The organism is Silvibacterium sp., from assembly GCF_047605705.1.
Taxonomy (GTDB): Bacteria; Acidobacteriota; Terriglobia; order Terriglobales; family Acidobacteriaceae; genus Silvibacterium.
Genome location: NZ_JASGFD010000074.1, coordinates 1 through 17,771, shown reverse-complemented (window position 1 = coordinate 17,771; position 17,771 = coordinate 1). Strand labels below are relative to the sequence as shown.

The following is a 17,771-nucleotide window of genomic DNA, read 5'->3' as shown; positions in this document are numbered from 1 at the left end:
CTACGAGTGGCCGGGCAACGTGCGCGAGCTCGAGAATGCCATGGAGCGCGGTGTAGTGCTCTCTTCCTCGGCAACCGTCGGCGTGGACCTGCTCCCCGGGCAAATCACCGGGCGCAACTACTCCTCGACCGTGATGGATCACAACGCCGACGCTTCGCTCTTCGAGATCCTCGAAGACATCGAACGCCGCATCATCATGGACAAGCTGGAGCGCTGCAACTGGAACCAGACCGAGGCGGCAGAGCAGTTCCGGGTACCGCTTTCCACGCTGAACCAGAAGATCAAGCGCCTGAATATTGAGATCCGGAAGCGGGTGAAGGAATAGGAATCTAGGCGGTCGGAACGGTCGTGGGACGAGCGTCCCGCACAGTCTGATCGCCAAAGCCTGCAAGCAGCCCGGCAACGGAAATATCTTCGTCAAGTTCGTCCCAATGCAATCCGCGGCTACTGAGACGAACCTTCTCACGCTGTGCGGAGCTTGCACTGAGCAGCCGAGGAAACCACGCTAGCGGCACTCCGAGCACGCGGCCATCAGCCAGCTCCACCCACATGGCATCCTCATCAAAGCGAACAGCGGTAGGACTGGGTGAAACGAAACTAAGAGAAGAACTCATACCATGCCTCCTCTAACCTCTTTCGGTGCCAGAACACCAGTTCCTTGATTTCTCGCAGCGTTTGCGCTCTGAAACCATTATTGTAGGCGATCCTGACTTCAGGCTGCAGCCAGAACTTGGCTTCCACGCCACCCTTCTCTACATGAACATGCACCGGCTCGCGAGGATCACCCTCGTTCGAATAGAAGAAAAAGCGGAATCCTCGCTCCTGCAGGACAACCGGCATGGTCATGAAATCTGCCACGCTTCATCAGGGTCCACAAGATTACGAATTTCTTCATCGTGGTAGTCTCCCACTAGAAGCGAAGCGGGGCGAATCCGCATCCTATTAACGATCCGCCAACCGGCTACGAATACAGGGGACCCGACTTTTACCCATGCCCTTCGCCACGATCGATGAAGCCGCCAAGCGAGGCGTAAACGCTGTCCAGCAGTATTCGCTGCTCTCGGCGCGTGCTCTCAGTAATCTCTTCCGGCGCCCGTTTTACGGTTCGGATATCGTCACACAGATGGACCTCATCGGCGTGGGATCGCTGCCCATCGTCGTCCTGACCGGCTTTTTCACGGGTGGCGTGCTGGCTCTGCAGTCGGCCTCGACCCTGGCGCAGTTCGGTGCAGCCGCTGTCACCGGACAGCTCGTGTCCATGTCCATGATCAAGGAACTGGGCCCCGTGCTCACCAGCCTGATGGTCTCCGGACGCAATGCCTCCGGCATGGCCAGCGAACTCGGCTCCATGATGGTGACCGAGCAGATCGATGCAATGCGCGCGCTCGGCACGGACCCACTGAAGAAGCTGGTGATGCCGCGCCTGGTCGCGACCATCATCATGATGTTCTTCCTCACCATCGTCTCGGACGCGCTGGGCACGCTGGGCGGCGCGGCATGCGCCATCTTCCTGCTCGGGCAGGACGCCTCCCAGTACTTCCACACGGCCTACCAGACTCTCCGCTACCCGGATGTGGCGCAAGGCCTGTCAAAGCCTCTGGTCTTTGGCTTCATCATCGCCTCCATCGGCTGCTTTTACGGCATGAACACCAAGGGTGGCACGCAAGGCGTCGGCCGCTCCACCACGCAGGCCGTCGTCGTGAGCTCGGTGCTGATCATCGCCTCGGATTTTCTCATCAGCAAATTCATGATCGGCTTGTTCGGGCGCTGATCATGGCTACGCGCGCGGCGGAACTCGCCGAAGAACAGAAGAGCATTCTCGAAGCGCACCCGGATGCGCCGGCCGTGCAGTTCGAAAACGTCAGCATCGGCTTCGAGGGCAAACAGGTTCTCGAAGACATTTCCTTTACCGTAAAGCGTGGCGAAACCCGCATCCTGCTGGGACCTGCGGGCGTAGGCAAGAGCGTGCTCCTCAAACTGGCCAACGGACTCCATAAGCCCGACTCTGGCCGCGTCTTCGTCTTCGGTTTTGAAGTGAGCGCCATGCGCGAAGAAGATCTCTTCCGCCTGCGCGAGTCGATCGGCACAGTCTTCCAGGAAGGCGCGCTCTTCGATTCCATGACCGTGCGCGACAATGTGGGCTTCCGGCTGATGGAAGAGCACGTACCGGACGCCGAAATCGATCAGCGCGTGACAGAAGCATTGCGCTTCGTCGAGCTCGAGCACACGCTGATGAAATTCCCCGCGCAGCTTTCCGGCGGTATGCGGCGGCGCGTGGCAATCGCGCGGGCCATCGTAACCAAGCCCGATCTCATCCTCTACGATTCGCCCACCGGCGGCCTCGATCCGATCACCTCGACGACCATCGTCGAGCTGGTCATCAAGCAGCGGGATGTCTCGCACACCAGCTCCATCGTGGTGACGCACCGCCTGCAGGACGCCTTCATGCTGGCGACGCACTGCTTCAACACGGAAGCCAAGGCGGTGACGCCGCTGCCCGAGGGAGAATTGGACAGCAGCACCAGCTTCCTGATGCTGCACCAGGGCAAGCTGGTCTTCGACGGCTCCACCGCTGACCTAGTGCATTCGGACGATCCCTTCATCAAGAACTACCTGTCGTAGACGACCTCTTTAGTCACAGAAAGAGCAGAAATCCTTGCTCGCGAGATAACATTTTCCGTCCTTTATCCGCCGCAAAATATTCAGAAAATATCCCATTGACAGCCATTCATGGCTCTCAGTATCTTGCCGCGCCAGGGCGAAAACGGCGCCTTCAAGGTAACGTTTTCTCGTCTCACTTTCTGAAAACTCTGGCGGTGATTCGATGCGAATGTGCAAGATCCTCCTCCTCACCTGCGCGTGTACCCTTGCGGGAACGGCCGCGGCGCAGGTCACCGTGGACACCACAATCTCCTACCATCTCGTAAATGAGAACAGCGGGCTGAACCTTGCGATTGCGGGTGATGCTCAAACAGCAGGCACCGGCGCGGTGCAGGAACCGAACGGTGCGCTCGAAAGCGACCGCTGGCAGTTCGTTCCCGAAGGCAACGGCGAATACCTCATCGTGAACCTCTACACCGGGCAGGTTCTCGGCATCTCAGGAGCTTCCCTGCTTGAGGGTGCCGCAGCACTGGACTGGGCAGACAACGGCACACCGGACCACCTCTGGATCGTTGTAAGCGCCGGCAGCGGCCAGTACAAGCTGCAGAACGTGAACAGCGGGCTGCTGCTGGGTGTCTCCGGAGCCTCGACCGAGGCGGGCGCGACCACGCTGCAATGGGTCGACAACGGCACGCCGGATCACCTCTGGATTCTCACACCTGCGGGGCCTGCGTATCAGGAGCCTCTGTCGGTAAAGGTCGAATACAGTGCCACCGACACAGTGGGCACGCATGATCCTTCCATGATCCCGTCCTTCTGGGGATATTCGCTCTTCGCGACACACAGTTCCATCCATCAGCATGTCTCACTGGATATGAAGCACTTCTACGACGCGGGTACAGCGCTGCCGACAGCGCCGAGCTGGACCAACGCATACACCGCGGACAGTGGCGATCTATGGGCCCCTGATGCCTCGTATCGCAACGGCAGGTACTGGCTCTACTATGCGGCGTCGAGCTTCGGCAGCGATACCTCGGCCATTGGGCTGGCGACGAGCCAGACGTCGCTTCCCGGCAGCTGGAAGGACTCAGGCGCGGCCGTGTATACCTCGTCCGCATGCCCAGGATCGAATGCCATCGATCCCGGTCTTGTTCTCGATACGGATGGCACACCGTGGATGGTATTCGGCTCGTATTATGGCGGCATCTACATCGTCCAGATAGATGCAAAAACCGGGCAGGTGGCCAGCGGTGCGAGCTGCATTCACCTGGCTAATCGATCGAACAGTCTGGATGCCATCGAAGGCTCCTACATTTACTACCATGACGGTTACTATTACCTCTTCGCCTCGCTCGACGCCTGCTGCGAAGGCGTGAGCAGCACCTACCATATCGGCGTAGGACGCTCGACGAGCGTTACCGGCCCCTACTACGATCGCGGCGGCCTGCCCATGACTGAAGGCGGCGTAACCGTTCTGCTGAGCGCGCATGGACGCTTCATCGGACCGGGCGGCCAGAGCGTGATGAAGGATCGCAACGGCTCGCTGCTGATCTATCACTATTACGACGGCGACAACAGCGGGCTGCCCTCTCTGGGACTGAACTATCTGGAGTGGACCGCCGACGGCTGGCCGACGCTGCTTCGCGACAAGAGCGATCGGCACGATACGCAGCCATAGCCGAATGGCGCGGCGCATCCCGCTTTCTGCGCCGCGCCATTCTTCGATTGCAAGCAGCCCTGCCGCATGTTTAGATACAGGCACCTTGAGAACCTCGGGATTGTACGCAGTTTCGCGGCTGCGACCGGTGATCTGCGCGGCCACGCTTGCGGCCTGCGCCTGTCTTGCGCAGCACACCTCGATCGCCCAGCAGCAGACTCCCTCCGTCGTTGAACCCGGAGCTCCCGGGCAACCGACACATGCGCTCTCACCCGCCACCACAGCGACCAGCCCGCACACACCGAGTGCCGCGGACATCACCTTCATGCAGGGCATGATCATGCATCATGCGCAGGCCGTGGAGATGACAGAGCTGCTGCGCACGCACGGCGAAGAAAAGGATGTGCTCGAACTGGGCGAACGCATCCGCATCTCGCAGGCCGACGAGATGCAGTCCATGCAGAAGTGGCTGAAGGATCATGACCAGCCGCCGTCAGACGATGACAGCATGCCGGGAATGGCTAACATGCCCGACATGCCGGGGATGCATCACCATCCGATGACCATGGCTCCCATGCCCGGCATGCTCACACCCGAACAGATGAAACAGCTGGCTACGGCTCGCGGGAAAGACTTTGACCGCTTATTCCTTTCCGGAATGATCCAGCACCACGGCGGCGCCTTGATCATGGTGGATCAGCTCTTCTCCACCCCGGGCGCGGCGCAGGACGCCGAGCTTTTCGACTTTGTAACGGATGTAGACAACACGCAAAAAGCGGAGATCGCCATCATGCAAAAGATGCTCGCGACTCACTTCCCCGCTACCCAATCGAAGGAGAAGACGCAATGAAGCCTGGCCGGTCACGACGGCTTGCACGCATCACGACATTGGCAGCAGTCACCCTCAGCGCAGTCCTCGCACATGGGCAATCGACGCCCAGCCCTGCTACTCCCAGTCCGGATCCACGTGTCGGCCTAAAGCCGGGCCTGCATGACGCCGGCGAAGCGCAGTTCGGCTTGCAGCGGCTTGCCAGCCTTCCCAAGCCTCCGGCCTTCGAGCCGCCACCCAGCGCGGCGAGCTCCATCATGGGCAGCATCAACTATGCGAACTCTGACATTGCCTTCCAGGGCGGACATCTCTTCCTTGGCAATTTCTACGGCGTAAATATCTACGACATCTCGCAGCCCTCGAAGATCTCGCTGCTCACGTCGCTCGTATGCCCGGGCGGTCAGGGCGATGTCTCGGTCTACGGCAAGCTGCTCTTCATGTCTGTCGAAATGTCGAATGGCCGGCTGGACTGCGGCACACAGGGCTTCCCCGCTCCGCCTCCGCCGCCGCCTCCTGCGCCGGGCCAGAGGCCGGAGCATCCACTGCCTGCTGCCGATCCGGCGCGCTTTCGCGGCGTGCGCATCTTCGACATCAGCGACATAAATCAGCCGAAGCAGGTTGCGGCCATCCAGAGCTGCCGAGGTTCGCATACGCACACGCTGGTGCTCGATCCGAAGGACCCGGACGACATCTACCTATACATCTCCGGGACCTCCTACGTGCGCTCTTCGGAGGAGCTGGCCGGCTGCTCGGGCAAGCAGGATGAAGAGACCTCGCGCTTCAGCATCGATGTGGTGAAGGTGCCGCTCGCGCATCCGGAGAAGGCCGCAATCGTGGCCAGCCCGCGCGTCTTTTCTGATGCTCAATCCGGCGCAGTGAACGGCCTGTGGAAGGGCGGCAATCACGGTGACGGCACGCAGACGACCTCGAAGACCGATGCCTGCCACGATATCACCGCGTATTCGGCGATCGGACTCGCCGCGGGCGCATGCTCCGGCAACGGACTGCTGCTCGACATCTCCGACCCCGAACATCCGAAGCGCATCGAGGCCGTGAGCGATCCGAACTATGCCTATTGGCATTCAGCCACCTTCAGCAATGACGGCTCAAAACTCGTCTACACCGATGAATGGGGCGGTGGCATCCAGCCGCGCTGCCGCGCGACCGACCCGAAGAACTGGGGCGCAGATGCGATCTATACATTGCACGATCGCACGCTGACCGAGGCCGGCTATTACAAGATGCCCGCCGCGCAGACGGAGACCGAAAACTGTGTGGCACATAACGGGTCGCTCATCCCGGTGCCCGGACGCGACATCGAAGTCCAAGCCTGGTACCAGGGCGGAGCGTCCATCATGGACTTCACCGATCCGAAGCATCCGTTCGAGATCGGCTACTTCGATCGCGGCCCCATCGATGCGACGAAGCGCGTGCTCGGCGGCTACTGGTCTGTGTACTGGTATAACGGCTTTATCTACGGCTCGGAGATTGCACGCGGTATCGACGTGTTTCAGCTGGTGCCAAGCCAGTACCTCACGCAAAACGAGATCGACGCGGCGCGGCAGGTACAGGTAAACGAACTGAATGTGCAGAATCAGCAGCGCATCGTGTGGCCGCAGAACCTCGTCACCGCACGTGCCTATGTCGATCAGCTTGGACGCTCAAAGGCGCTGCCGGAGAAGCAGCTCTCGGCGATAGAGTCGGCGATCCGCAAGGTGGATGGCGCACAGCCGAAGAAGAAGGACCTCGACAAGCTGCATGCACTCGGCGCAAAGCTGGATGCAGACGCAGCGAAGCCGCTCGCAACAAATTCACCAGCGGATGCGAACCGGCTGAAGGCGTTGAGTCAGATCCTTACGGCCTACAAGTCATAAACCCTGCTGAACAGCAGAAGTACAGGGCGGACGCGTATATAGCGTCCGCCTTTGCTTTTGCCCGCTCTACAGCAAATGGCAAACAGGTTCGACAGCCATACATCCACGCATGTAGTGTTTCCTTTTCACGGATAAACCAACATGCAGACTGCTCCCACGAAGACAGTTCCCGGCTCGATTGCCGCGAAGAGCCATTACCAGGTGCTCGATGGCCTGCGCGGCGTCGCAGCTCTCATTGTCGTCACCTTCCACACCTTCGAGCCCTTCTCGAAAGGCGACCACACAAAGCAGATCATCAACCACGGCTATCTGGCCGTGGACTTCTTCTTCCTGCTCTCGGGCTTTGTCGTTGCCTATGCGTATGACGATCGCTGGGGGCGGATGGGGCAGTGGGAGTTCTACAAACGACGCCTGGTGCGTCTGCAGCCCATGGTCGTGATGGGCAGCCTCATTGGCGCGGCGCTCTTCTACCTGCAGGCAGGCCCAGCGTTTCCGCCGATTGCACACACCCCCGTCGCGAAGATGCTCGTGGTCATGCTGATCGGATGCACGCTGATCCCGATCACGCCGTCACTCGATATCCGCGGCTGGCAGGAGATGCATCCGCTCGATGGTCCCGCGTGGTCGCTCTTCTTCGAGTACATCGCAAATATTCTCTATGCGACGGTGCTGCGCCGCCTCGGGAAAGCGTTGCTGAGTGTTTTCGTCTTTGCGTCCGCCATCTTCCTCATCCACATGGCGGTGACAAGCCCGCAGGGCGATGTGATCGGCGGCTGGAGCATCACGCCGACAGAACTGCACGTGGGCTTCGCGCGACTGCTCTATCCCTTCTTCGCGGGCGTGCTGTTAATGCGGCTGGGATGGCGCATCCATACGAAGCACGCATTCTTGCTATGCAGTATCCTGCTTGCCGCGGTGTTGGCAATTCCCAGAGCGGGCGGTCCGCTGTGGGTCAACGGACTCTACGACTCACTCTCGATCATCTTCATCTTTCCCTTGATCGTGGCTATCGGCGCAGGCGCGCTGCACGCGGACGGAGAGGATGCGGGCCGCGTATGCAGGTTCCTCGGCGAGCTCTCCTACCCGCTCTACATCACGCACTATCCGCTGATCTACATCTACACGAACTGGGTGGCGAAAGGCGGCGTAACGCCGGCGCAGGGATGGGCGTGGGGCGCGGCGCTGCTGATCACCGCTGTGAGCATCGCCTATGCCTGCCTGAAACTCTACGACGAGCCGGTGCGTGCATGGCTAAGCCGCCGGGTGCTGGCACGGCGCTAAAAGCGGCAGAGCTTTTACAGACGGCGGGCACTTTGCCCGCCGTTTTGACGCTCTGGTAGGCTTGCTGGTCTCATTGCGAGTCACCGGAGCGTTTTCTTATGGCTTTTCCATTCAAGGGCGTGGACTTTATCGGTTTCGATGCCCTGCTGAACGACGATGAGCGCATGGCGCGGGAGGCCACGCGCGATTTCATCGAAGACCAGCTGATCCCCATCATTGAAGTTTGCAACCGCGAAGGACGTTTTCCGCGTGAGATCGTGCCGCAGATGGGCGCACTCGGTCTCTTCGGCGCAAACCTCCACGGCTACGGATGCGCCGGCATGTCGAACGTGGCGTATGGCCTGGTGATGCAGGAGCTGGAGCGCGGCGATTCCGGCCTGCGCAGCTTCGTCAGCGTGCAGTCAGCCCTGGTGATGTATCCGATCTATACCTTCGGCTCGGACGAGCAGAAGGAACGCTGGCTGCCGCGGTTGGCGACAGGCGAGGCACTCGGCTGCTTCGGGCTCACGGAGCCGGACTTCGGATCGAATCCCGGAGGCATGCGCACGCGCGCAGTCAGGGACGGCGACAGCTACATCCTCAACGGCGAGAAGATGTGGATCACGTCCGGCTCCATTGCCGATGTCGCAGTCATCTGGGCAAAAGTCTCGAATGAAGACGACCGCGTGCGCGGCTTCCTCGTCGAGACCAACCGTCCCGGCTTCAAGGCCCACGATGTCCATGGAAAGTGGTCGCTGCGCGCGTCGGTGACTTCCGGCCTCTCGCTGCAGGATGTCCGTGTGCCAGCCGAGAACCTTCTGCCAGGCTCCGGTGGCCTGAAGTCACCTTTTATGTGCCTGAACCAGGCGCGCTACGGCATTGGCTGGGGTGTGATCGGCGCAGCCATGTCCTGCTATGACACAGCGCTGCAATATTCGCTCGAACGCAAGCAGTTTCACGATGCGCCTATTGCCAGCCACCAGCTCGTGCAGGAAAAGCTGGCATGGATGATCACCGAAATCACCAAGGCGCAACTGCTCTCGCTGCAGGTGGGACGCATGAAAGACGCCAGCAAGGTGGAGCACCAGCACATCTCCATGGCGAAGCGGAACAATGTGTGGATGGCCGTGGAGTGCGCACGCATGGCACGGGACATCCTCGGCGGTGCCGGCATCACCGATGACTATCCGATCATGCGGCACATGATGAATCTCGAATCCGTGAAGACCTACGAGGGCACTCACGATATCCACACGCTCATTCTCGGGCAGAGCGTGACTGGTATCGCAGCCTTTTAGACGCACCGATTGTTCGCATCCTCGACATTCTTTCCGATAAGGGTTGCCTGAATCCATTGCGGTCGGCGCAACCCGGTAGCCCCGGCCGCGTCTAATCATGAAGACAGGCTGCTATGTCTTTGCATCTGCCCAAGCTCGAGCGGCGTCCGGAACTCGACGCGCTGCGTGGATTGTTTCTCGTCTGGATGACGCTGACGCATCTGCCCACGCGCTTCGCCGATTTCGTGAACCAACCCATCGGATACGTGTCTTCCGCCGAGGGCTTCGTGTTCCTCTCAGCGCTGCTGGTGGGGCGTCTCTATATCCGCGACCTGATCTCCAACGCGCAGGGTGTACGCGCCAAGCTATGGAAACGGTCTCTGAAGATCTACGGCTACCACCTGCTGATGCTGGCCTTCGCCTTCACCATTGCGGCGGCGCTCGCGGTTCACACGCATAAGGCAGCGCTCACGAACCTTCTGGACTTCTACCTCGCGCATCCGGTCGAGGCAATTGTCGGCTCGGTACTGCTCATTTACTGCCCGCCGCTGCTCGACATCCTGCCGATGTACGTAACCTTTCTGTTCTTCACGCCGCTGCTGCTTTCGGCCTCGGTGCGATGGGGATGGCGAAAGATTCTCGCCGCAAGCGGGTTGATCTGGCTGCTCGCGCAATTCGGCCTGCGCGACCATGTCCACAACGCGATCGTCGCCATTACGCACCTCAGGATTCCGCTGCAGGAGACCGGAGCTTTCAACCTTTTCGCATGGCAGGCGGTGTGGATTGCCGGCCTCTATCTCGGCGCGAAATCGGCAACAGGCCACATGCCACTGAAGCGCGTGCCGGGCTGGGGCATCGGCGTAGCTGCGGCAGTATGTGTCTTCTTTATCGGTGTGCGGCACAGCTGGCTGGGACCGCATCTCACTGCGCAGGCGCTCGGTATTTCTCTCGACAAGTGGCAGATCGGCTGGCTGCGCGTCGTAAACCTGATCTGCTTCACGCTGGTCTTCTACTGGCTGCGCCGGTACGTGGTGCGAGCGGTATCCATCGAGCCGTTTCTGACCCTGGGCAAAGCCTCGTTGCAGGTCTTTTGCGCGCACCTGTTTTTCGTCTTTGTCGGGCTTACCCTGCTATACGGCGAGGTCGAACAGCTGCACGGCCTCACCGCGATCACGCTGATTGCGGCAACCTTCGCGGCACTGATCTGGGTTGCGTCCAATGAGGTTCGCAAAAAGCGCCGGGATCGTGAATCAAAACGCCGCAGCGTCGAGCAGGAGTCAAAACCAACCATTGCGCCTCCAGCAGCGCAAGCCATGGCCTGCGCCGAACAGCAGCCGTAATCGGAGCAGCCTGTCTCGCAACGAGGAAAAGGGTGCCCATCCAAGCTTCGCTTGGGTAGGAGAGTAAAACTTAGCCTGCCCTTAAATTAAAAGCCCCAGCATCAGCTGGGGCTTTGCTCTTGATGAACTCTGAACTAGACCGCAACAGTGAATGAGTCTTCCGTGCGCGTCACATTGCGATAGAGCGTGTCACGCTCCACAGGCACACGACCCGCTTCGGTGATGAGCCTCATCAGATCCTGGCGGCGCATGCCCTGCGGTGTAGTCGCGCCGGCATCGTGATAAATTTTCTCTTCGATGACCGTACCGTCAACGTCATCCGCGCCAAAACGCAGCGCAATCTGCGCGATCTGCGGTGTCATCATCTGCCAGTAAGCCTTGATGTGCGGGAAGTTATCCAGCAGCAGGCGACCCACCGCAATCTGCCGCAGGTCGGTCATGCCGGTCGTGCGCGGCAGGTGATCGAGCGGCGTATTGTCGGGATGGAAGGCCAGCGGGATGAACGTCTGGAAGCCGCCGGTATCGTCCTGCACGGCGCGCAGCTTCAGCAGGTGGTCGACGCGATCCTCATCGTTCTCGATGTGGCCGTAGAGCATCGTCGCATTGGACTTGAGGCCGGCCTGGTGCACCATGCGCGCGGTGTCGAGCCATTCGCTGCCGTCGATCTTGTGATCGCAGATGATGTGACGGACGCGGTCGGCAAAGATTTCAGCGCCGCCACCAGGGCAGGAGTCGAGACCCGCAGCCTTCATGCGCTCGATCGTCTCGGGAATCGAAAGCTTCGCGCGCTTGGCCAGGAAGGCAATCTCCACCATGGTGAAGGCCTTGATGTGCACCTGCGGGAAACGCTCCTTAAGACCTGCGATCAGATCGAGGAAAAACTCCAGCGGAAGATCCGGATGCAGGCCGCCGACGATGTGGAACTCCGTGACCGCCTCGCTGTAGCCGGACGCAGCCGCAGCCCACGCCTGCTCCAGATCCATTGTGTAGGAGCCGTCGGTTCCCTTCTTGCGGCCAAAGGCGCAAAGGCGGCAGTTTGCCACGCAGACATTCGTCGGATTGATGTGGCGGTTGACGTTGAAGTACGTCAGGTCGCCGTGCAGCTTCTCGCGAACGCTGTTCGCCAGCCAGCCCACGGCAAAAATATCGGGCGAGCCGTAGAGAACGACGCCATCATCGAAGTTGAGCCGCTCACCGGCCATCACCTTGCGGGCGATGGGCTCGAGGCGAGGATCACTCGTACGGAAGGGCCGCGTCTGGGCGGCGGACGTAGTTCCGAACTGCTCTCCGAATTGCTTCCCGGCGTGTGCTTCGCTCATCGATAACCCTCACCTTTGATGATACTGCAACAGCCCCGGGGCCACCTCCGCGCCACGAAGGCCCCATTTCGGCGCGGGAACCTTTCGGCCCCCCGGAACGTATCCAAGAATAAGACGGCGAGTAAGTCTGTGAGCAAGTCTGCAAAAGTGGGCCTGCAAAAACGGATCTGCCATACTGACTTCCAGTCCACGCCGACTTTCCTGCGGGCATTGGCTCTTACTTCCCTCCCACGTGCCACAGGACGACTGATAGTATGCGTCAAAGAGCTGAGAGGCCAACGCTGAGAAGCCAAACAGCCAAGGTACGTCTCGACGAGAGAACTGATTGATTTTCCGCATGCGATCTGCCGCCCAATATGTCCTCTGCCTGACCCTGCTGCCCTGCGCCATGGCCGCACAGACCGACCACGCGGCAAAACCGGCGGTTTTTCCGGATGTCGTCTCCTTTAGCCTGGATAAGGCGCGTGTGCAGCTGCCCACCGGCCTCGAAGGTAGGCTGAACCTCCTGCTGGTCTCCTTTGAGCCCGAGCAGCAGAAGGATGTGGAGACCTGGTACCCCGCGGCTGAAGCGCTGCAGCACACGAATTTCGCCTTCCGCTGGTACCGTCTGCCGGTCGCCGCGCGGGAAAACTTTGTCTTTCGATGGTGGGACAACTCGTCGCTGCGCAGCGACGAGACCGACCCCGAGACCTGGCATTGGATCGTGCCGATCTACGTGAACAAGGACGACTTCCGGCATTCCCTGCAAATTCCGAATGAAAACGAAATCGTCGCGCTGTTGGTAGACAAGGAGGGGCACGTGCTTTGGCGCAGCTCCGGTGTTATGACACCGCAGAAGCGTGCCACGCTCGATGCGCTGCCGGAATTGCAGCCAACTCCCGCAAAGCCCGCGCCTGCATCCGCACCCGCGCAGCCCCCGGCACCCGCTTCCCGTTAACCGCAGACTCACTCCGAGCGAAGCGCCTGCATCGGGTCGACCGCCGCAGCGCGGCGTGCGGGGATGAGCACGGCCGCGAGCGAGACCATCATGAGCAGCAACGGCACCGCAATGTAGGTCAGCGGATCGAAGCGGCTGACGTGGTACAGGCTTCCGCGCAGCAGGCTGGTAGCAACAAAGGCCAGTAGCAGACCGAGCGATGAGCCGGCTGCACCAAGCAGAAGCCCACGCCGCGCAATGAGCGTAAGAATGCGTCCACGATCCGCACCGAGTGCCATGCGCACACCGAATTCCCTGCTGCGCTGCTCCACCAGATACGACAGCACACCGAACAGGCCGATCGCTGCCAGCGACGTGGCTGAAATCGCAAATGCCGTCAGCACCTGTAGCGTAAAGCGGCGCTGTGCCAGCGATTCTTCCACCAATGCAGAAAGTGTGGTCACGCTATAGAGCGGCAGTTCGCGATCCACCGACCAGACTGCCTGCCGGATCGCAGCCAGGTCCGGAGCACGACCATCTGCAGCTTGCAGTAGGAATACCGCACGTCCGCCAGCTCCATGCGGCTCCTGGCGAAGCGACATGTACGCCATCGGTGGAGGATCGGCGTCGAGAGCCGTGACATGCACATCCGCGACAATACCGATGATCGTAAACGGCGCCGGCCCCCACCACTCAAAACGCCGACCGATAGGAGCACGTCCCGGAAAGAGCTGGCGTGCGAAGGTTTCGCTGACGATCGCCACCGGCGTGGAAGGACTCTCGTCGTGCTCCGTGAAATTTCTCCCGCGCAGCAGAGAAATCCCCATGGTGCGGAAGTAGCCGGGCGTGACCACCGCGTTCTCCGCCCATTGCAGTTCATCCGGCGGCGCACCTAGGACATGAATGCCGATCTGACGGCGATCGCTCAGCGGCAGGTTGCTGGCCACTGAGGCGCTGACAACGCCCGGCACATGCGAGAGCCGATCGAGCACTTCCATCTCCGATTGCACGCGATGGTCCGAGTCAGGATAACGAGCCAGGTCGAAGAAGCTTCGTACCACGGTGACGCCTTCCGGATGAAATCCAAAGGGCGCGGCAATCAGGCGTTCGAAGCTGCGGATCAGCAGACCTCCGGCGATCAGCAGTGTGATGGCCAGCGCAATTTCTGAGATGGCAATCGCGTGCAGCAGTCTTTGGCTGCCTCGCGTACCGCCGATCTGCGTCGTATCCCTGAGCGCGGCCTGCGGCGCGGTGTGTGCGAGCTTCCACGCAGGCACGAGTCCGAAGAGCACAGCAGCCACGAGCGTGATCCCTAGCGCAAAGAGCAACACCGGTCCGTGCAGCGACACATCGTGAAGCCGCGGCACGGAAGACGGCCCCCAGCGGCGCAGCGCAAACAGCAACATCTCCGCAAGCGCGATGCCAGCGGTCGCTCCTCCCATGGAAAGCACGAGGCTCTCCACCAGGCACTGGCGAAGCAGGCGAACACGTCCTGCTCCGATCGCCGCGCGAATCGCCATCTCCCGCGTGCGATTCCCCGCACGGGCAAGCAGCAGGTTCGCGACATTCGCACACGCAATCAGCAACACGCAGACCACAGCGGCCATCAGCAGCAATGCGAGCGGACGCGCCTTCTGCATCGAGTAAGCGGCAAAGGGCCGGGTGCTGGTCTGCAGACGCAGGGAACCGTTGTAGATGTCGGCGTGCTCCTTCTCGAAGGCCTCGCAGATCTGCGCGATCTCGACGCCCGCCTGCTGCCCGGTGACGCCAGGACGCAATCGTCCCACCAGGCCGACACCAAACTCCATCGTGCGATTTTCCGGCTTCAGGTCGGCAGCCCGAGGCACATACGGCAGCCACAGGTCCGCCATCTCCGAGACAGGCTGTCCATCAAAGGGAAAGCGGAACGAAGGCGGCATCACGCCGATCACCTGCACCGGCTTCTCATCGAGCTGGATCGTCCTGCCCAGGATGGCGCGATCGCCGTGATACTTGCTCTGCCACAAACGCCACGAAAGGATGGCAACATGGCTGTGTCCAGCCTGGTCCTCATCGTGCGTAAAAGCGCGCCCCAGCGCAGGTGAGACACCAAGCAGTGGAAAAATCGAGGACGAGACTTTCGCAAGCTTGACGCGCAATGGCTCGCCATCGCCCGTGAGGTTGGCGCCATCACTGTCGTACGTACCCATCGCCTCGAAGGAATGGCTGCGGGCGATGTAGTCCTGCGACTCCTGCACCGAGACACCCACCTCGTCGAGGCTCATCGCAGGCAGCGTCTCGGTGACGAACATGATTTTTCCCGGATCCCGATACGGCAGCGGATGAAAGAGCACCGCATCCAGCAGGCTGAAGACCGCAACGTTACCACCGATGCCAAGCGCAAGGGTCAGCAGACATGCGAGCGTAAATCCGGGCGCACCGGCAAGCTGGCGTAACGTAAAGCGGACATCCGCGAGCAGGCTCTCCGCAGTGGGCCATTGCCACGCCTCGCGGCTCCTCTCTTCGAGAAGCGCCACATTCCCGAAGGAACGGCGAGCGGCACGCTCTGCCTCTTCACGCGAGAGACCTTCCTCCATTAATTCGTCTACTTTCTCCTCAAGATGCTCACGGATCGAGACAGCAAGATCGTCATAGCGGCGACGGCGAAACAGAGAATGGAGAATACGCATCGGGAAAACTCCTATTCCGAACGAAGAGCCTGCATGGGATCGAGGAACGCCGCACGGCAGGCAGGAATCACGCCTGCTACAAGCGCAGCAAGAGAGAGGATGGCCACTGCAGACACAAGACTCGCCGGATCAAATGGACTCACGTGATATAGCTCGCTCTGCACGAGCCGCGCCGCCAGTAGAGCCGCGGGAATACCCACGACGAGACCTACGCCCAGATCGCGCAGCGCGCTTGCGGTAAGCGCAACGACGATCCTGCGCCATCCCGCGCCGAAGGCCATGCGCAGACCGATCTCGCGCGTGCGTTGGGCCGCCTGGTACGAGGTAATACCGTAGAGCCCAACTCCCGTGAGCACCAGAGCCAGTAGCGCAAAGAGTGATGCAAGCCGCGCCACCAAACGCTCCTGCGAGAAGTTGGCAGAGAGTTGCGCGGAAAGCGTCCGGAACTGAATGACCGCGAGATTGGGATCGATGCCGGCAAGCGTCGCACGCACAGCAGGCTCGATTGCCGCTGGCGGCCCGTCATACTGCAGCACCACAGCACCGATGAAATGGGTCTGCGTCTCGAGGTTGATGAAGATCGGATCCTGCAATTGCCGCTGCCACTGCGCCAGCGGCTCAAAGGCCATGGGCTGCGCCGGCGATTGCGCATCGGTGTACTTCGCATCCGCCACCACGCCTACAACCTCGTAAGCACCCACATCTTCATGCTCATAGAGGCCGAAACGCCGCCCAATGGGATTGCCGCGTGGCAGGTATTTACGCACAAATGCCTGGTTCACCACGGCGATGAGTGGCGTGCTCGCAGTGTCGCTCGCCTCGATGCCGCGGCCAAGCACAACCGGTTGACCGACCGCGGCGAGGAAGTGAGGGCTCACGCGATCGAGCAACACATCATTATCTTCGTTGTCCCCAAGGCTGGGGCGCTCGGGGAGCGATACGCCGTCGACCCATATGCCGCCATCGAGCGGACTGTACATTGCAAGGCCCACGGAACGCACGCCCGGCAGAGCCTGCAATCGCGTCTCAAGCGTGCGATGCAAAGCATCGAGCCGGTCCGGAGCATATCCGGCCGATGCGGGATCGAGGCTCAATACGTAACGGTGATCGGCATGAATACCAATGTCTTCGCTCTCACTGTTCGCAAGACTGCGTGTGAGCATGAGAGCAGCGACCAGCAGAACGAGGGAGAAGGCAATCTGAAAAACAAGAAGCATCCGCTGCGGCAACACGCTCCCGCTGGATACAGCCCTCCCTGCGCCGCGCAAAGCCAGCGCGGGGTCCTGATTGGAGGCCAGCCAGGCTGGCAGAATACCGAAAGCAATGCCGGTAAAGATCGCGAGCGCGCAGGCGAAACTCAGAACTGGAAGAGAGGGCGTCGCAGAAAAGGAGCTATGCAGCGCTTCGGGAAACGCCAGAGCCACGATCATCCGCGTGCCGAGGTACGCAAGCGTGATGCCCGCAATACCTCCCACCCCGCCAAGCACAATGCTCTCGGTAAGCATCTGCCGCACCAGCCGCATTCGCGCGGAACCGAGCGCCATGCGCACAGAGATTTCGATCCTGCGCCGCAGCCCACGCCCCAGCATGAGGTTCGCAACATTGGCACAGGCGACAAGCAGCAGCAGCGCACTGATGCTCTGGAGCAGCCGCAGCTGGCTACCCGTTTCCTGCTGCAGCTTCCGGATGCCCGACCCGCCTGGCGCGAGCACAACGTGTACTTTCGCAATCTTCGCGGTAAATCCGTGTACGCGGTATTCGTCCTGGCTCATCAGCCACGCACGCAGGTTGGCCGAGATCTTCTGCGCCAGTGCCGGCTGCGAGACGCCCTCCGGGATGCGCCCGATGACGTAAAGCCAGCAGGCGATCGGCTGGTGCAGAACCGAGCTCGCCTGGCGCAGCAGCGGCTCAGAGGAAAGCGGCAGCCAGAAGGCTGGCGGAGTGGCGCTGGCGCGGCCGCCATAAAAGGCAGGCGGCGCAATACCGATGATCGTAACGGGCTGCCCTTGCATGCGTACGGTAGAGCCAA

Annotated in this window: 16 protein-coding genes; 10 read left to right on the top strand and 6 right to left on the bottom strand. The window is 60.9% G+C overall.

Features of this window, described 5'->3' with window-relative positions:
- On the top strand, positions 1-325 hold a 325-nt coding region (locus QM649_RS18670), incomplete at its 5' end, for a helix-turn-helix domain-containing protein (protein WP_415200589.1).
- A 4-nt stretch (positions 326-329) separates the two neighbouring features.
- Here the strand turns inward: QM649_RS18670 and QM649_RS18665 are convergent.
- Both QM649_RS18665 and QM649_RS18660 read right to left on the bottom strand, forming a co-directional pair.
- A complete protein-coding gene (locus QM649_RS18665; RefSeq protein ID WP_415200588.1) occupies positions 330-614 on the bottom strand; it encodes a DUF2442 domain-containing protein in 285 nt (94 codons plus the stop codon).
- Complete coding sequence (locus tag QM649_RS18660) at positions 598-858, bottom strand: DUF4160 domain-containing protein (RefSeq protein WP_415200587.1); 261 nt, start codon at positions 856-858, stop codon at positions 598-600. Before QM649_RS18660 ends, QM649_RS18665 begins: the two co-directional genes overlap by 17 nt.
- Before the next feature lie 133 nt (positions 859-991).
- On the opposite strand from QM649_RS18660, the gene QM649_RS18655 reads away from it, so the two are divergent.
- Both QM649_RS18655 and QM649_RS18650 read left to right on the top strand, forming a co-directional pair.
- The gene (locus QM649_RS18655) at positions 992-1,771 is read left to right on the top strand and encodes an MlaE family ABC transporter permease (protein ID WP_415200586.1); all 780 of its coding nucleotides are present in this window, start codon (positions 992-994) and stop codon (positions 1,769-1,771) included.
- A gap of 2 nt (positions 1,772-1,773) precedes the next feature.
- Positions 1,774-2,622: an ABC transporter ATP-binding protein gene (locus QM649_RS18650; RefSeq protein ID WP_415200585.1), complete on the top strand. Its 849-nt coding sequence runs from the start codon at positions 1,774-1,776 to the stop codon at positions 2,620-2,622.
- A 9-nt stretch (positions 2,623-2,631) separates the two neighbouring features.
- Here QM649_RS18650 and QM649_RS18645 read toward each other — a convergent pair whose 3' ends face one another.
- Entirely contained in the window at positions 2,632-2,838 is a 207-nt protein-coding gene (locus QM649_RS18645; RefSeq protein WP_415200584.1) for a hypothetical protein, read from the bottom strand.
- Between QM649_RS18645 and QM649_RS18640 the strand changes: the two genes are divergently transcribed.
- From QM649_RS18640 to opgC, 6 genes are all read left to right on the top strand, one after another.
- Positions 2,831-4,279, top strand: a complete 1,449-nt coding sequence (locus QM649_RS18640) for a family 43 glycosylhydrolase (protein ID WP_415200583.1) — start codon at positions 2,831-2,833, stop codon at positions 4,277-4,279. The two genes, QM649_RS18645 and QM649_RS18640, sit on opposite strands and share 8 nt — an antisense overlap.
- Before the next feature lie 100 nt (positions 4,280-4,379).
- Positions 4,380-5,108: a DUF305 domain-containing protein gene (locus QM649_RS18635; protein WP_415200582.1), complete on the top strand. Its 729-nt coding sequence runs from the start codon at positions 4,380-4,382 to the stop codon at positions 5,106-5,108.
- Positions 5,105-6,961 (top strand): LVIVD repeat-containing protein, encoded by a 1,857-nt coding sequence (locus QM649_RS18630; RefSeq protein WP_415200581.1) that lies wholly within the window; start codon positions 5,105-5,107, stop codon positions 6,959-6,961. Before QM649_RS18635 ends, QM649_RS18630 begins: the two co-directional genes overlap by 4 nt.
- A 141-nt stretch (positions 6,962-7,102) precedes the next feature.
- Positions 7,103-8,242 carry an acyltransferase family protein gene (locus QM649_RS18625; protein WP_415200580.1) on the top strand — a complete coding sequence of 380 codons (1,140 nt, stop codon included), beginning with the start codon at positions 7,103-7,105 and terminating at the stop codon, positions 8,240-8,242.
- A gap of 98 nt (positions 8,243-8,340) precedes the next feature.
- Positions 8,341-9,519, top strand: a complete 1,179-nt coding sequence (locus tag QM649_RS18620) for an acyl-CoA dehydrogenase family protein (RefSeq protein WP_415200579.1) — start codon at positions 8,341-8,343, stop codon at positions 9,517-9,519.
- Between the two features lie 113 nt (positions 9,520-9,632).
- On the top strand, positions 9,633-10,838 hold the full coding sequence (gene opgC, locus QM649_RS18615; RefSeq protein WP_415200578.1) for an OpgC domain-containing protein: 1,206 nt from the start codon (positions 9,633-9,635) through the stop codon (positions 10,836-10,838).
- A 134-nt stretch (positions 10,839-10,972) separates the two neighbouring features.
- Here the strand turns inward: opgC and mqnE are convergent, their stop codons facing one another.
- Positions 10,973-12,157, bottom strand: coding sequence for an aminofutalosine synthase MqnE (mqnE, locus tag QM649_RS18610; protein WP_415200577.1), 1,185 nt, complete (start codon positions 12,155-12,157; stop codon positions 10,973-10,975).
- A gap of 337 nt (positions 12,158-12,494) precedes the next feature.
- Here mqnE and QM649_RS18605 point away from each other — a divergent pair, with 337 nt between their 5' ends.
- Entirely contained in the window at positions 12,495-13,094 is a 600-nt protein-coding gene (locus tag QM649_RS18605; protein ID WP_415200576.1) for a hypothetical protein, read from the top strand.
- An 8-nt stretch (positions 13,095-13,102) separates the two neighbouring features.
- Here the strand turns inward: QM649_RS18605 and QM649_RS18600 are convergent, their stop codons facing one another.
- Together QM649_RS18600 and QM649_RS18595 are read right to left on the bottom strand one after the other, a co-directional pair.
- The gene (locus QM649_RS18600; protein ID WP_415200575.1) at positions 13,103-15,742 is read right to left on the bottom strand and encodes an ADOP family duplicated permease; all 2,640 of its coding nucleotides are present in this window, start codon (positions 15,740-15,742) and stop codon (positions 13,103-13,105) included.
- Positions 15,743-15,753: 11 nt separating this feature from the next.
- The coding region (locus QM649_RS18595; RefSeq protein ID WP_415200574.1) for an FtsX-like permease family protein at positions 15,754-17,771 on the bottom strand (2,018 nt) is incomplete at its 5' end.